This is a genomic window from Gracilibacillus caseinilyticus, from assembly GCF_022919115.1.
Lineage (GTDB): Bacteria > Bacillota > Bacilli > Bacillales > Amphibacillaceae > Gracilibacillus > Gracilibacillus caseinilyticus.
In genome coordinates, this window is sequence record NZ_CP095072.1 from 101478 (window position 1) to 118082 (window position 16605).

Genomic DNA, 16605 nt, shown 5'->3' on the forward strand with positions numbered 1-16605 from the left:
ATACGGAAAGATTCTAAAAGGGCCACCTTCCACTTCAAATCAAGAGCGAATTGGGCGAAAGAAAGCCTCAATCGGACAATCCTACTTCATTCACATTGGTCGATAGAGCTTTCCAACCGGGACAAGTCCTAACCCACTCCTCATTATGCACTCATCACCGATCAGAAGTTCAGGAAGTCTTACCAACTTGTCATTACTTCGCAGTTTTCTTCAACTTCGTATTGCTTGCAATTAGAACAATATCTTTTGATAACGAGATTATTCGTATCGCAAACAAACTGCTGTTATATCACACCCTCTTCTTGTTAAAGCGAATGATGCTGTTCAAATTTTTCGATCGCATCCATAAAATCATGAAATTCCGAAAGGTCCATTTGTTGTTTCGCATCGGACAATGCAACGGATGGATTAGGATGAACTTCTGCCATAATGCCATCTGCCCCAACTGCTAATGCTGCCTTAGCAGTTGGCACGAGAATATCTTTTCGTCCTGTAGAATGAGTGATGTCCACAATCACAGGTAAATGCGTTTCTTGTTTCAAAATCGGGACAGCGGATATATCTAATGTATTTCTCGTAGCATCCTCATATGTTCGAATGCCCCTTTCACAGAGAATAACGTTAGGATTACCTTCTGCCAGAATATATTCTGCTGCCAATTTAAATTCCTTCATGGTGCTGGACAGCCCACGCTTCAATAGCACCGGTTTCTGCACTTGACCTACTGCTTTTAACAATTCAAAGTTTTGCATATTTCTTGAACCAACTTGAATAATATCGATGTATGGTAATGCTGTCTCTATCTGATCTGCACTCATTATTTCGGAGACCACTGCCATATCATGGATCCGTGCTGCATCAGACAACATTCTTAATCCATCTATTCCTAGTCCTTGAAAATCATAAGGAGAAGTACGTGGTTTGAAAGCACCACCTCTAATAAATTTCACACCACGTCTTGCTAAATCAGCTGTCGCCTGTCGAACCTGTTCTTCCGATTCCACCGAACATGGTCCCATTATTTTGACAGGTTCCCCTTGGCCAATCCAATGTTTTTTCACCTGAATGATCGTATCATCCCTCTGGTAATCCCTTGAATACAAATAGGTATCCTTTTTTGAATAAAATCGTTCATCAAGCTGTGTGAACAGCTTCTGAATCGACACAGTATCGTACGGTCCATCATTTACTTTCTCAATCTGATCCATTGTCAATTTGGCTTCTTCTTGATTTTCTAATATAAGCTTTCCTCTCTCGCTTATAAGCTGAATAATTTCCTCTTCCAGCTTTTGCAATGGTAATGTTACTGTCATCTTTTTCCCTCCTTGACTATTATTTCTGACCAGATAACAAAGACTGATATGTTATTTCATAGATAGCGGGTGTTTCATGAATATTCTCAGCACAAACACTTAAAGCATAATCAGCCTCTACCCAGTATGTGTTACCAGTCATCCAAGCAAGTAAATCCCGCTCCTCATATATATCGATCTGTCCACCTTGCTGAATCACCACTTCAAACGAGGTCAGGGAACGTGATAATCCCACACCACAGGCTTTCAAAAAGCTTTCCTTAGCAGTCCATATTTGATAGAACTTACGTAATGGAGATACATCGAGCGCTACAGTCCGACACTCATTATTCGTTAGAAATGCTGCAGCATAATCGATAGGTTTTATCTGTTCGATATCAATTCCGACTGGCGAATCGTGTACCGTGCAAGCAATCCACTCACCAGCGTGGGATACGTTAAAATGGAAACAGGAATCAGTTGATAGATACGGTTTACCGAATCGATTACGTTCGATCCATTTCCAATTCCATTCCTTACCATAATGCTTCTGATATAGATAACGAATCAGCAGATCACCAAGTGCAGAACGAAACTGATCTTCCAGACGGTGAAAACGTTGCAGCCGTGCAATTCTCTCCCTCATTAAATAAGGAAAAACAGCTGCTATATCTTGTTCCCGCTTCTCTTCTGGTAACCGACAAATCCAAACATCCAAGACTTGTTCCTCCTTATGCCCTCTCTGCTTGTACGTCTACTTGTTCTTTCTCTTGTTCTTGATAGGCTAAACCAATTAAAAAGCAAATACCAATAAATGCTGCCGATCCACCAAGCGCCCATTGATAAGGCACCATAGTGATGTCTGCTGTTTGCTGAGATCCGATGATGCTTGCGAGTAGGGCAACACCGAAGACACCTCCAAACCGTTTCTGGACATTATGTAAAGTTGTTGCCTGACTCATTTGATGTTTGGAAATGTGTTGGAAAGCGGATATCTGTGCTGCTGTTACTGCATGTCCTAAGAAAATTCCTACGCCGAACATAAGCAGCCGGATCAGCCATGGATTTGCTTCTGCTAATAAGGCGATTAACGAAAAGATAATCATCGAACCTAACAAGGACAACAGCATCAGTCGCCGGACGCCTAATTTTTTCATCGACCATGGCAGAAGCTGGGAAGCAACCATCAGTCCCAGCGCCTCCGGAAACGTCGTTAAACCGGTATGAAAAGCAGAAAATCCTAAAACATTTTGATACAGCAACGGAAAAACATATAACATGCCAAATAAACCTGCTGCCGAGAACATTCCTATTAAACTCATGACCCGGAACGAATTATCCTTAAAAAGGCTTAAATTCAGCATCGGTCTTTCAATCTTCCTCTCCCATTTCACGAGATACAGGAGGAAGGCTAAACCAATAAGAAACGGGATAAACACTTTGGGCTGAGCCCATCCGAGGATAGGCGCTTCAATCAAGGCATAGATTAACAGTCCGAAACCCGGAAGCGATAACAGAAATCCTTTTACATCAAATCTGCCAATAGAAGGCTCCTTGTATTCCTCAATAAATAAACCGGCTAATACAAGAACAATCACCCCAATTGGTATATTCAGATAAAAGATCCATCGCCAGGAAAGCTGATCAACTAAATAGCCACCAACTACCGGACCAAGTGCTGGTGCAATAGCGACCGGTACTACTAATACTCTCGATAACTTGGGACGTTCTTCAGGAGTAAACGTCCGGAACAGCATCGACATGCCAACCGGTGTTAAGAGACCCGCTCCCGCTCCTTGCAGCACTCGACATACATTTAACATCGTCTGACTCTGCGCCCAGCCACAACATAACGAAGCAATGGTAAATATACTGACTGCCAGCATCAACATCCGCTTCGATCCAAAACGATCTCCAAGCCAGCCTGCTACCGGCAGCAACATCGCAAGACTGACTAGGTAGCCAATGTTTACACCACTTGTGGCAGAAACGGGCACATTGAATTCCTCCCCGATTGTGGAGAGAGCAACATTAATAATTGTTGCATCCATCGCCACAATAAACATCGACATCACATATACCGCAATGATAATTTTTTTGGAAAAAGACAACGAGCGCATCTTATTTTCCTAATCCGATAGCTTTGTTGCTAGTTGAATCAATACGTATATCAATCCAATGTGTTTCAATATAATAGATGCAATCTTCTCTGTTTGCTTTACCATATTCGATATCCCAGCCATCGGGGATATCAAGAAAAGCAGGCCAAAGTGAATACTGCCCTTTATCGTTTTTTAATGCATAAAATGTTCCTTCTGGATTTTCAAATGGATTCTTCATGTTTTCTCTCTCCTTCATGTAATGATTTAAGAATTTGAGCACCAATTTCAGCAAGAGGTGCTGGCTGACACATATCCTTATGGCGACATGCTACTTCATATTCTTCGATATCACCAGTTACATATGGCTTCCACGTATCGGTATAAATGGGGTCGAACCATTCCGGGATGATGGTAGATCGGAAGAATAGCAAATCACCACGATACGGTTCTGGCTGATAGTCTTTTAGAATACTGACCGAATTAACATACGTATCCTTTAAATTCATCAATGTTTCGTGGTCTAAGCTGGCCAGTGCACTGCCATCTTCCTGAAGCAGCTCACTTACATTCTCAAAGGTTACCTTCTCCTCTCGCAAGCTTTCCGGATCATAGCCGCCAAGGGCAAGCAGTGCGACAAGTGCCTCATCGTCATCCGGAGCTGCTTTGATTGGTAAATAGAGACTTGGATAAGCGTCCAGCATCACCACCAGTCCAACTTCTTCTCCCTGACGCTGCAACTCATTTGCCATCGCATGAATGACATTTCCACCTAACGACCAGCCGACTAAATGGTATGGGCCATGTTCCTGAACGGTCTTAATATGTGCTACATAATCCTTCGCCATATCTTGAATCGAGCTTGGCCAGCCTCTTTCTTCGGCTATACCACGAGCTTGTAGTCCGTAAATTGGATAGTCTTTACCTAGTGCCTGCATCAATCCGGCATAGCACCAGCTCAAGCCACCTGCTGGGTGTACACAAAAGACAGCAGGTTTGGTTCCATTTTTTCTCAGCGGTAGGAGTATATCTAATGCATTGGCACTTTCACCATCCTCCATTTTTTCCGCCAGTCCTGCAACAGTTGGTGCTTCAAACAAGCTAGCGATCGTAATGTCCTTTCCGAATGATTGTTTAATGTTAGACATAAGTTTCACAGCTAGCAGCGAGTGACCTCCTAAATCAAAGAAGCCATCATCAATCCCGACATGCGAAAGTCCTAATACGTCTTTAAACAGCTGACAAAGTAGTTCTTCCGTCGGGGTACGCGGTGTTCGGTCTGAAACAGATCCAGAAAATTGTGGAGCAGGTAATGCTTTTTTATCCAGTTTTCCATTTGGTGTCAGTGGCCATTCTTCTACATGAACAAACGCAGAAGGTACCATATAATCTGGCAAACGGCTGTCTAGATATGCTTTCCACTCCGCTGTTTCTAATTTCTTGTCCTCATTTATCTGTAAATAGGCGACAAGACGCTGGTCTCCAGGCTTATCTTCGCGAACGAGTACTGCTACTTGGTTGACATCTTGGTGCTTAGACAATGCCGTTTCGATCTCACCTAACTCAATACGGAAGCCTCTTATTTTCACTTGGTGATCGGCACGACCGATATAATCAAGTGAGCCATCATCGCGCCATTTAGCAAGGTCACCAGTTCGATACATACGCGCACCATTTGGTTCAAACGGGTTGGCAACGAATCGATCAGCGGTCAAGTCTTGACGACCTAAATAACCTAGCGCCTGTCCATCACCTGATACATACATTTCACCGATCACACCTGATGGCACGGGCTGCAGCCAATTGTCCAATACATACACACCAAGGTCAGGAATGTTCTGACCTATCACACTATTTGCCCGAATATCGACGATACGCTGATCAAATTCGATATAACTGACATGGACCGTTGTTTCCGTAATGCCGTACATATTAATCAGTTTCGGTGCATCATTGGCGTGGCGATCGTACCACTCTTTCAGTCGGCCGGCTTCTATCGCTTCTCCTCCAAAAATAATGTAACGGAGTGATAAGCTTTGGCCGATTTCCTGATTGTCCCGGTCTGCTTGCATCAACTGATAAAAGGCAGAGGGTGTTTGGTTTAACACCGTTACGTTTTCTTTCACAAGCAGTTCGAGAAATGCTTCGGGTGAACGGCTGACATCATAGGGCACGATGACGAGACGCCCTCCGTTTAACAATGCCCCCCATATTTCCCATACAGAGAAATCAAAGGCATAGGAATGGAACAACGTCCAGACATCCTGATGATCAAAATTAAACCAATGATCCGTGGAACCGAACAAGCGGATCACGTTTTGGTGTGGGATAACGACGCCCTTCGGATTGCCTGTTGATCCGGATGTATAAATTACATACGCTGGATCCATTGGCGTTACTGGTCTACTTCGATCCCGATCAGTCGGATTGGTATCATTCTGTTGTTCTAATGCTTTTACTACCGCTGGTTCATCCAGCACGATCAGCTCTTCGCCATCCTTATCTTTCACAGCTTCGATATGTGCGGAAGTTGTAAGGATACATACAGGTTGAGCATCTTCCTTCATATAACGGATTCTTGCTGCAGGATAATTTGGATCAAGCGGTACATATGCTGCACCTGTTTTTAATATTGCTAGCAGCCCAACTACCATGTCTACTGATCGCGACATCGCTAGCGCAACAAACTGTCCTGGTCCTACACCTTTATCTATCATAAGATGCGAGAGACCATTCACTCGCTTGTTCAATTCTTCGTATGTCAGTACGATGTCTTCATAGCTTAATGCCAGTTGATCTGGGTACTTTTGCACTTGTTTCTCAAAAGCGGCAATTACCGTTTCTTCTGCAATTTCCATCTGCTCCGGACTACCTAAGTCTAACATCTTCGCTTTCTGCTGTTCACCTAACATATCAATCTGCGAAATAGTCTGATCAGCTTCAGCTGCTGCATGATCTAGAAAGCGCAGCAATTGATCTACTAGTCTCTCAATAGTGTCTCGTTTAAACAGTTCGGTACTGTATTCTACTAAGCCTTGTAAACCTTCACCTTCATCACGTCCATGTTCAGTAAACTCGAATGTCAGATCAAACTTAGAGGTTCCTACACTGCGAATACTGACGTTGCTGTCTAATTCCGGCAGATCTAACGATGCTTCCGGTGTATTCTGTAAGATTAACATGACTTGAAACAATGGATGCTTCGCTTTCGATCGGACCGGATTCAGCACCTCTACCAGTCTTTCAAACGGCAGCTCCTGATTTTCATAAGCACTAATGTTCACGGAACGAACACGGGCAAGCAGTTCACGAAAACTTGGATCATTGGATGTATCTGTCCGGAGAACAAGTGTATTAATAAATAAACCGACAAGGTCTGTTAAAGACTGTTCGTTTCGGCCAGCCACCGGACTTCCTAATGGAATATCCTCGCCTGCTCCAATTCGCGTTAACAGTGCACTTACTCCTGCTTGCAGAACCATGAATAAACTTACTTCATTCTCTTTCGCAACCTGCTCCAGTCGTTGATGGAGAGAAGGATGGAGTGTAAAGGCAAACGTCCCCCCTTGATGAGTGGATGCTGCAGGTCTTGGATAATCAGTCGGCAACTCCAATTGGTCTGGTAAATCAGCTAGTTCCTGCTCCCAATACTGAATCTGTTCCGCTATGAAACTATTTTTCCCCTGTTCTTCACTAATCAGATCTTTTTGCCACATAACATAATCTGCATAATCAATCGGTAATTCCTCCCAAGCTGGTCTCTCTTGTAATAAACGGGCTTTATAAGCCTCTTGTAAATCCTGTGTGAACGGATAAAGAGACCAGCCATCTCCGACCATATGATGGATAAGCACAAGTAATGTGTAACGTCCATTCCCCTGATCAAATAATCGGATCTGACAAGAGGGTTCTTCCGACAGATGGAAAGAATATTGGACAGCATCTTCTAATACCTGTTCGATATGTTCTGGTTTCACTTTCTCGATAGGAAGTGCCGGTATTACTTGTTCTGCTTCGATGATCGATTGGAATGGTTCGCCATCATGTTCTTTAAAAATAGTCCGAAGCGGCGGATGACGATCGACCACATCACAGAGTGCTTGATGCATGGCTGTCAGATCAAGATTACCTTGAAGCTCAATCACCATCGGGATATTGTAAGTCGGGCTCGCCCCTTCTAATTGATGCAGGAACCATAATCGCTTCTGAGCAAAGGATAAGCCTATCTCGTCTGGTTTTTCCCTTTTTTCAATCGACGGTTTCACCTTTCCTCCCACATTCAGCTGATGAACAAGCCCTGCTACAGTAGGTGCTTCAAACAGCTTACCAATGCTGATCTCCACTTCAAACTCATCTCGAATTCGATTAATTAAACGTCCTGCCAGTAACGAATGCCCCCCTAAATAAAAGAAATGATCATGTACACCAACATGTGGAAGGTCCAGTACCTCCGCAAATAATTCCGTTAAGTGTTTTTCCTGAGGGGTTCTTGGTTCACGATCATGTGAGGTACTCACTTGCTGCGGTGCAGGTAACGCTTTTTTGTTAATTTTACCGTTCGGTGTTAACGGAAAGGCATCGAGTACTACAATTGCTGATGGCACCATATATTCGGGCAAGTATTCGTACGCTAACTCGTGTAATTCCGCAGAAATCGATTCAGATGGCGCTGTGACATAGGCAACGAGACGCTTATCACCAGGGCGATCCTCTCTGACGATTACTTTCGCCTGATATACTTGGTTATGCTTGGCTAATATCGATTCGATCTCACCAGGTTCAATCCGAAATCCTCTTACTTTCACCTGATCGTCTACTCTGCCTCCGTAATGTAATGTACCGTCCGGATTCCATAAGGCACGGTCTCCCGTACAATACATCCGTTCTCCAGCTCCATCAAACGGATTCGCTACAAAACGCTCCGCCGTTAAAGCCGTTCGACGGTTATACCCTGCCGCAAGTCCGTTGCCGGCAATATACATGTTGCCCATTACACCAGGAGGAACTGGCTGGAGACTGTCGTCCAAAATATAGATTTGGGTATTCAGAATTGGTTTACCGATGGATGGCGTCTCTTCCACTTCCTGCTCAAACATCATCGCGGTTGACCAAATTGTTGTTTCTGTTGGACCATAAAGATTTGTGATCTTACATCCTTGCTGATGCAGAGACTGTGCCAACGTTTGTGGCAAAGCTTCGCCACCAACAAGCACTTCTACACCATGTAGTGCATCAGCGTTCTCTGCTACAATCGACTGCCACAATGTCGGGGTCGCTTGCATGATGGTAACGGCCTGATCTTTCATCTTCTCTGTCAATTTTCGTGGATCTTGAATCGTTTTTTTCTCGACAACTATACACGTTGCTCCACTTAATAATGGTAAAAATAATTCCAATACAGATATATCGAAGGCTATCGTCGTGACCGCCATTAACCGGTCTTGTCCGGTAAGCAAGAACTTCTGCCGCATCGCAAACAAGAAGTTCGTAATGCCTCCATGTGTCACCATTACCCCTTTTGGATTACCTGTTGACCCTGATGTATAGATCATATATACAGGATCATCCCAAGTTACGTCAGTCTCTGGGAAGTGTTGCCCTCGGTATGATTGCATCTCTTTTTGTACCAGAGAATTATCGAGCACGAGACAAGGAACATCGTTAGATTGAAAAACGTTCTGGATCTCCTGGTAGGTAATGGCATAGATCGGGCTGGCATCACGCAGCACATAACCAATCCGGTCAGAAGGATAACTCGGATCAATTGGTACATACACAGCTCCAATATTCATCACTGCTAGCATGGCAATTACCATGTCCTCGGAACGCGGCATAGATACTGCAATCACATCGCCTTTTTTGACGCCTCGATGATCTAATACATGGGATAATTGATTGACTTTTTCATCAACCGCGGCATAAGTATAGCTTTTATCACGAAATACAAGAGCTGTCGCCTCTGGTGTTCTACTTCGTTGCTCTCTAAATGCAGAGACAACAGAAATCATCGGGACAACGAGTGGCGTATCATTCCATTTCTCTAGCACTCGATCAAGTTCTTCTTCGAGCAGAAGGTGATAGCGACCGATCGAATCTTCAAAATTTTGATAGGCCAAATCTTTTATGTTTTTCACCATGCGTTGGACATGGAGCGCTACGTCCGTTTGTTTATATATATCGGGATTATAATCAAGATCGATTCTGATTCCTTGCTCGTCTTGCTGGTCATATACATTTACCGATAAATCATCAACAGGTCCTGTAGCTAGTTTGTGGGTAACACCTTTCACTTCACCGAAATGCCAATCATAGGTAAATGGCATAATATTGACTTGAGGTCCAAACAACCTGCTTTGGTCACCAACTTTATTTAAATCACGGCGTAAATCCTCATGCCGGTAATACTGATGCTGCTGGACCTGTTGCATTGCCGCTCTTATTTGGTGTAACAATGCCAGGAAAGACTGATCGGATTGCACTGTCACTCGAAGTGGCAGAATATTCATGACCATTGATGGCACATTGATCGATTTCGAACCCATTCGGTTCATCATTGGAACACTTAAGACAACATCATCTGATCCCGTCAATCGATGAACATATAAGGCGACAGAGGCCATCATCACCTCTGACCAATGAAAACGGTACTGCTGCGCCTTCTTCTTGAGCAGTTCAAACGCAGTTCTATCGAGATAATCTGTGCACTGTCCCACTGTTTTAGGTAACATGGAAGTCTCTTCTGTTAAGCTGACTACTTCAGGCTCATCAGCGAATTGGTCGATCCAAAATAGCCGATCGTCTTCAAATTTCTCTGATTGACGATATGCTTGATCCTCCTCTACCACAGATTCAAACGTTGAACCCTTTCGCTCTTGCTCATCATCAGCTTTTCCGTTTAGCAAGGATTGATAATGATTGACCACAGACTGATTGAGCAGGGTAAAACCATACGCATCTATGGCAATATGATGGATTTTTTGATACCAATAGTAATGGTCTTCCTCTAACTTAAATAAGACCTGCTTAAATAACGCTTCCTTGCTCAAATCAATCGCGGTCGCCACGTCTTCTTTCATCCAACGGTACGCTTGTTCACAAGGGTTCTGTTCATTACTAAGATCCATTAACCGAAACGGTACCTTTCGCTCGCTGCGTATTGTTTGGATCGGTCCGTCACCTTCATCGGCAAATTGCATCTGAAGAGCATCCGCTTCACGCATCGTCTTTCTAATCGCTTCTTCAAAGTAATCAATATGTAACGGACCGCGAATATCGACATACTCTGCCGTATTATAAATCGGGTTAGCCGGTTCAAGCTGTTGTGCATACCATATTCCAGTCTGCGCGCCAGTCAATGGCCAGTGCTGCGCAATTGTCTGCTGCATAAAAACTTGCCTCCCTTTCCAATTAGACACTTTGCTTTTGATAGTTGATTATTTTGGTCCACCAATCATTCAATGTTGGGTTTTCCGCCAATGTGACAAAGTCGACATCGATTCCTTCTTGTCGCAATTCTTCTCTGACACTCATCAATCGGATCGAATCAAGCCCGACATCAAGGAGATTCTCCTGACCTTTCAACTCATCTGGTGATTGGTCCAATAACTCTGCCACTCTATTTCGCAACCCTTCAAAAGAAGTAAATTGTAAGTCGTCTTGCTTTTGCTGTATTGCTTGTAATACTTGCTCTAAAGTGATTGTGACACCACAACGTGTCGCTACATAATTTAATGCCATATGGTGTTTTTCCACAGAAAAATCCGCTATCGCATCAGCTACCAGAAAGCTTTGAACATCCTCCATGAATGCCTCTGTGGCAGTTACTAAACAGCCAATATGCGCATAAACGCCAGTGATAACCAGCTGATCGCGACCTGTAGCTTCAAGAAATGATTGCAAGCTTGTCCGTTTAAAGGCACTATAACGCCATTTTGTTAACACAAGGTCCTCTTCATCTGGTGTGATGGTATCGGTAATTTTGGTCACTGATTCATCATCTGTTAGTCCACCTCCCCAAAAGTCTGTCAGCAGAGCTCTGTCTTTTGGATCCTGATCTCCTGGCTGTGCAGTATAAACAACCGGAATTCCAAGTGCCTTACACTGTTCTTTTAACTTCTCGATGTTATTAACTAGTTCAGGAATTGGCGATTGCTTCTGATCATAAGCATTCAGGAAATACTGCTGCATATCATGAATCAGAAGGACAGCTCGGTCTGCATCCACCTCCCATGAGACACAATTATCTGGTAAATCTTCTTTTGATGGCATTTGATAAGATGGAATGGTTGGTAATCCCATTATCCACACTTCCTTTCTCGTTTATTTTACTTTCACTAATTTATCCGAAATCTGTTGTCTTAATTGCTTTTTGCTCACTTTTCCTAGGGCAGTTTGCGGGAAGGATTCTACCCATTCGACTCGGTCAGGAATCTTGTATGTAGCCAATCCTCGTTCTTCCAAAAAGGAACGGATGACAGCCGTGGTTTGTTTTTCTCCCTTCGGTATGATGAACGCACAAGAACGTTCCCCTAAGAAATGATCGGGCATCGAGACAATCGCTGCATCATACACGTTTGGGTGCGCGAGCAAATGATTTTCTACTTCTTCTGCTGCAATTTTTTCACCACCGCGATTGATTTGATCCTTGTCCCTTCCTTCGACCGTGATACTTCCATCTCCATTACGTCTGACAAGATCTCCTGTTCGATAGAATCCATCATCTGTAAATGATTTCTTATTATGCTGTTCCGCTTTATAATAGCCACGAATTGTATAAGGTCCTCTCGTTAACAGTTCACCTACTTCACCGATCGCAACCTCCTGATCCTCTTCATCTACGATACGAATTTCATCATAGGCTGACATCGGTCGACCCTGTGTATGAATAATCGTTTCTTCCGGATCATCCAGGCGTGTGTAATTGACCAGACCTTCTGCCATACCAAACACTTGCTGCAGCTGACAACCGAAGGCAGGTCGTATTCGTTTCGCACTTTCCGCACTGAATTTAGCCCCACCGACTTGTATCACTTGCAAACTGGAAAAATCATATGAACGTGATTTAATTGCTTCAAGCCAAATCAACGCAATAGGTGGGACCATTCCGGTAATCGTTACTTTTTCCTTTTCAATGAGCGGAAATGCTTCATCCGGACTTGAGCCACTGGATAAAACAATTCTTCCACCTGCATAGATGGTTCCCAACACACCTGGCGAACTTAACGGAAAATTATGCGCAATAGGTAAAACAGTGAGATAGACACTGTCCTCTGTCAGTTCGCAAACCTCGTTACTTTTTATCAAGCTGTACATATAATCATCATGTGTTCGTGGAATCAGCTTCGAACGCCCCGTACTTCCTCCAGACAACTGCAGAAAAGCAACATCTGACGATTTTACATCTGGCTTTTCCAAAGGAGCGTCTTTATATAAATCTGTTAAACTGATAAACTGTTCGACCTCTCCATGAACGATAACATGCTGGAGTGTCGGCACCTCTTCCTTTACGCTTTGAGCCATCGGCAAGTAATTGTAACCGGCATGCTTGTCGGCTGCAATATACGCTTTGGCTTCTGAAAACTCACAGAAATACTGTATTTCACTATAGCGATGAGTTGGTAATGCAAAAACTGGCAAAGCACCTAGATTAAATAAAGCGAAAATCACTTCAAAAAATGCTATCTGATTGGGCAGCTGCACTACGACTCGATCTTCTTTTTCAATACCAAGCTGCTGCAAGCCAACCGCTAATCGTTCCACTCGCTCCTGCAGCTGTGCATAGCTGATATGTTCGTCATGTGTGGAGAGGACGATTCGATCACCGTTCTGTTCTGCCCGGTTTCGTAACATCTCATCAAATGTTTCCCCTTTCCAGCAGCCTTGTTCACGATAATATGCTGCCAATTCCGCTGGCCATGTCGGACAACCTTCCACAAATAATCCCTCCTAGTTATCATGAATTCCCATTGCACGTAGCATGGTTTGCATTTTCGCACCTGTTTCGGCTAATTCTTCCTCTGCTTTCGATCCGGCAACAACACCCGCTCCTGCAAACAGCTGCATCGAGTGATCGGTTGCTTCGGCACAACGAATCGTGACAATCCATTCCCCGTCACCTCGTTCATTGCACCAGCCGACCATACCGGTAAAATATTGGCGGTCAAATGGTTCAATATAGCGGATAGCCTCATGTGCCGCTTCTGTCGGATGACCGCAAACAGCAGGTGTCGGATGAAGAGCTGTCGCTAATTCTAAAGATGATGTTTTTTCATCTCTGACAATCCCTTTCACCTCAGTGGACAGGTGCCACATTGTTTCTGTTTTGATTAAGGATGGTTTATCTGGTACATGAATCATTTCACATAAAGGATCCAGCGACTCTTTCACGGCTCGAACAACCACTGCATGTTCATGAAGGTCTTTAGCAGATTGAATCAGTTCGTCTGCACGTCGTTGGTCTTCCGCCGGATCATTACTGCGAGGACGAGAACCGGCTAATGGATTGGCCATTACCATAAATCCTGACTTAGAAACCAATAGTTCCGGACTTGCACCAATCAATGTTCGAGGTCGATCATTTTCTTTTGGCAAATCAAGCGCAAATGTATAGCCGCTTGGATTATGATGTGCCAGATTGAATAGGATAGATTCGACTTGAATCGGTTGATCCGATGTCATTCGTAAGGAACGTGATAAAACAAGCTTCTCCATATCACCTTTTTTAATCCGATCTAAACCATCATTTATACCTCGTTCGTAATCCTCTGGTATTGGCACAGGCTCGAGTGTATACGAAGCTTGAAGATTGTTATGCTCCTTCACCTCATGATGTTCTATTGGTCCTGCTATTTCAACTTCTTCCGGGACGACCAATTGGGCTGGGTTCTTTTTATCAAAGGGTACTGCACCTATTACGATAGGGTGTGTATGACCTGCTTCTTTCGCCTCGGAAATAGCAGATTGAACCGATTCGGCTAGCGTCGGATACTTAGTATCACCGATACTCCATTCGACTCTAGCAAATACTCCACTACCTTTTAACGTTTGATTTGGCGAGGCAAGAAAGTAATCTCCCACTTCGTATTTGTTCATTAACTCGTTACCAGTTTGCTTTAAAACATCGGTAAGCATCATTGGCTGAAGACCTCCTTTTTGATTTTTCTACTAAACACCAAGGGTTGCACCACCATCGACACATATATCCTCCATCGTCATATGTCCTGAGCAGTCTGATGCCAAGAAAAGAATAGTATCGGCAACGTCTTGGGCTTGTCCCAATTTCTGAAGTGGAATACCGAGACGATATGCCTCCTGTGTACCTTTAATCGATTGCTCTGCTCCATTCGCATCCGTCCACAGTTGTCGTAGCATATCTGTTTCGGTAGATCCTGGTGATACGACATTGCAGCGAATGTTGTATGACGCAAGTTCGAGCCCTAAGCACTTTGTATACATGGTGGCAGCTGCTTTCGATGCTGCATAAGCCGCCATTGACATTCTAGGCATTCGTCCTGCATTCGAGCTAACAACTACAATGGATCCTTGCTCCCTAGATTTCATACGTCGACTTATAGCTTTCGTGACAATAAAAAGTGATGTCGCATTAACTTCAAAAGTTTGCTCCCAATCCTCTTGTGTCAATGCATCCACTTCCGCTAAATGAAGTACTCCTGCAACATTCGCGAGAATATCGATAGCACCTATCCTGTTTTCGACGGTTTCCACTAACTCCTCCACAGCATCAACATCTGAAATATCTACGCAAAATGGCGTGACTTGCGGTTTTTGCTGAAATCTTTCCATGACTTTGCTCTGACAATCGACAGCAGCTACATGTGCTCCTTGTTGTACAAATGATTCAACTACAACACGGCCAATTCCGCCTGCAGCACCTGTAACAATAACTGTTTTGCCTGCTATATCTTGTAATTGCATGTCATCCTCCTTTCCAATAATTACACACACAATTGATAACGATTATCATTATCGGTGATGTCTGTTTAAATGATAACCATTCTCAATGAAAAGCGCAACCCTTTTTCCATTATTTGAAATAAATTAACTAAGTAATTTACATAAAATGGTATATATAACTCTTTACACATTGCTCCCTGATAAATAACTACTACTACAAGGACTTACTGTACACTCAACAGGATTTGTGATGACGAGACGAAGACCAGATGTACTATTTTTAGTAGAATATTGCGCTGATTAGTAACAATATTCAGGAAGAAAGTCTTGATGATAATCTTTATAGTTGTAGGTGAGGTGAACTTACATGTTCAGAAAAGTTTGGAGAAATAAACATATACGTTTCTATCCGCGTGGTAGTGGTATCTCCAAGTTTGGGGATGTGTTATCAGGTATGGCTTTTTTATTTTTGGCATACGATCTCACGAAGTTGAATTCTCTGACAACCGTCATGGCGATTGCGGAAACCGTGCCCTATTTACTATTTGGATTGATTGGCGGTGTTGTGGCAGATTGGGCAAATAAGAAAAAATTATTAATCATACTTGATTTTAGTGCGGGTCCCATTGGTCTTGTCCGTTGTATGCTTCTACTATTTGGATCTAATGTCCTTCTATTACTTACTCATCGTCAGTTTTCTTATTCAGAGTATAGGTTGTTTCTTTAATCCCACGCACAGGACAGTTCTGCCTGCTATTACTCCAGAGGATGACAGAAATATCGTAAACAGCATAAATGATATACTCTCAAGAGGAATTAAGGTCTTAAGTCCCTTTTTGTCTGTGTGGATATTGAATCATTATGGGACAATTCATTTCTTTACCATTGATACGATCACCTATGCAGTGAGTGCGTGGTGCATTTCTAGGATTCCAATAACCGAACATCCCCCCGAATTCGGGAACAAAACGGTTAACAATTTGTTTCATTCCATAGCTGAATTTGCTTATTGGGCAACATCACACCTTACGATAAGACGGCTATTCCTATTTACGTTTATTACCGTATTTTTTAACACATGGGTTTGGGAAGTTGGGATATTACTTGGATGAGATGAGAGGGAATAGCGAAGCATGTCATTTTCAATTTTTCTGATTGGGGGGTTACAACCTTCCTATAATACGAATTATGTAAATGACAAAGTGGTAATTTTGAAAAAATTTATATGCTTAACAAAGCGCCGAAAATATGCCCCGCAGGACGCGAAATGGTTGGCCGGATCGGTATCCCAGCACATGAAA

At 43.3% G+C, this 16605-nt stretch carries 11 protein-coding genes; 2 read left to right on the top strand and 9 right to left on the bottom strand.

Annotated features, from left to right (window positions below):
• Positions 1 to 305 precede the first annotated feature (305 nt).
• Genes MUN88_RS00425 through dhbA form a run of 9 tightly spaced genes read right to left on the bottom strand, consistent with a single transcriptional unit; the run spans position 306 to position 15325 of the window.
• A complete protein-coding gene (locus MUN88_RS00425) occupies positions 306 to 1313 on the bottom strand; it encodes a bifunctional 3-deoxy-7-phosphoheptulonate synthase/chorismate mutase (RefSeq protein WP_244719527.1) in 1008 nt (335 codons plus the stop codon).
• Positions 1314 to 1332: 19 nt separating this feature from the next.
• The gene (locus MUN88_RS00430; protein ID WP_244719530.1) at positions 1333 to 2010 is read right to left on the bottom strand and encodes a 4'-phosphopantetheinyl transferase family protein; all 678 of its coding nucleotides are present in this window, start codon (positions 2008 to 2010) and stop codon (positions 1333 to 1335) included.
• 13 nt (positions 2011 to 2023) lie between these two features.
• On the bottom strand, positions 2024 to 3403 hold the full coding sequence (locus MUN88_RS00435; protein ID WP_244719533.1) for a DHA2 family efflux MFS transporter permease subunit: 1380 nt from the start codon (positions 3401 to 3403) through the stop codon (positions 2024 to 2026).
• A 10-nt stretch (positions 3404 to 3413) separates the two neighbouring features.
• On the bottom strand, positions 3414 to 3632 hold the full coding sequence (locus MUN88_RS00440; RefSeq protein ID WP_244719536.1) for an MbtH family protein: 219 nt from the start codon (positions 3630 to 3632) through the stop codon (positions 3414 to 3416).
• Entirely contained in the window at positions 3616 to 10776 is a 7161-nt protein-coding gene (locus MUN88_RS00445) for a non-ribosomal peptide synthetase (RefSeq protein WP_244719539.1), read from the bottom strand. Before MUN88_RS00445 ends, MUN88_RS00440 begins: the two co-directional genes overlap by 17 nt.
• 22 nt (positions 10777 to 10798) lie before the next feature.
• Entirely contained in the window at positions 10799 to 11689 is an 891-nt protein-coding gene (locus tag MUN88_RS00450) for an isochorismatase (protein WP_244719542.1), read from the bottom strand.
• A gap of 21 nt (positions 11690 to 11710) precedes the next feature.
• Complete coding sequence (locus MUN88_RS00455) at positions 11711 to 13324, bottom strand: (2,3-dihydroxybenzoyl)adenylate synthase (protein WP_244719547.1); 1614 nt, start codon at positions 13322 to 13324, stop codon at positions 11711 to 11713.
• A gap of 12 nt (positions 13325 to 13336) precedes the next feature.
• A complete protein-coding gene (dhbC, locus tag MUN88_RS00460; protein ID WP_244719550.1) occupies positions 13337 to 14524 on the bottom strand; it encodes an isochorismate synthase DhbC in 1188 nt (395 codons plus the stop codon).
• Between the two features lie 30 nt (positions 14525 to 14554).
• Positions 14555 to 15325 (bottom strand): 2,3-dihydro-2,3-dihydroxybenzoate dehydrogenase, encoded by a 771-nt coding sequence (dhbA, locus tag MUN88_RS00465; RefSeq protein WP_244719552.1) that lies wholly within the window; start codon positions 15323 to 15325, stop codon positions 14555 to 14557.
• A 346-nt stretch (positions 15326 to 15671) separates the two neighbouring features.
• Here dhbA and MUN88_RS00470 point away from each other — a divergent pair, with 346 nt between their 5' ends.
• Both MUN88_RS00470 and MUN88_RS21755 read left to right on the top strand, forming a co-directional pair.
• Positions 15672 to 16031, top strand: a complete 360-nt coding sequence (locus MUN88_RS00470; RefSeq protein ID WP_244719555.1) for an MFS transporter — start codon at positions 15672 to 15674, stop codon at positions 16029 to 16031.
• Positions 15970 to 16416, top strand: a complete 447-nt coding sequence (locus MUN88_RS21755; RefSeq protein WP_369809923.1) for an MFS transporter — start codon at positions 15970 to 15972, stop codon at positions 16414 to 16416. Before MUN88_RS00470 ends, MUN88_RS21755 begins: the two co-directional genes overlap by 62 nt.
• Positions 16417 to 16605: the final 189 nt, after the last annotated feature.

What these genes read in the sequence shown, in the direction of transcription:
- MUN88_RS00425 (WP_244719527.1), bottom strand. Translation starts at nt 1,313, where the DNA reads ATGACAGTAACATTACCATTGCAAAAGCTGGAAGAGGAAATTATTCAG.
- MUN88_RS00440 (WP_244719536.1), bottom strand. Translation starts at nt 3,632, where the DNA reads ATGAAGAATCCATTTGAAAATCCAGAAGGAACATTTTATGCATTAAAA.
- MUN88_RS00445 (WP_244719539.1), bottom strand. Translation starts at nt 10,776, where the DNA reads ATGCAGCAGACAATTGCGCAGCACTGGCCATTGACTGGCGCGCAGACT.
- MUN88_RS00450 (WP_244719542.1), bottom strand. Translation starts at nt 11,689, where the DNA reads ATGGGATTACCAACCATTCCATCTTATCAAATGCCATCAAAAGAAGAT.
- dhbC (WP_244719550.1), bottom strand. Translation starts at nt 14,524, where the DNA reads ATGATGCTTACCGATGTTTTAAAGCAAACTGGTAACGAGTTAATGAAC.
- dhbA (WP_244719552.1), bottom strand. Translation starts at nt 15,325, where the DNA reads ATGCAATTACAAGATATAGCAGGCAAAACAGTTATTGTTACAGGTGCT.
- MUN88_RS00470 (WP_244719555.1), top strand. Translation starts at nt 15,672, where the DNA reads ATGTTCAGAAAAGTTTGGAGAAATAAACATATACGTTTCTATCCGCGT.
- MUN88_RS21755 (WP_369809923.1), top strand. Translation starts at nt 15,970, where the DNA reads ATGTCCTTCTATTACTTACTCATCGTCAGTTTTCTTATTCAGAGTATA.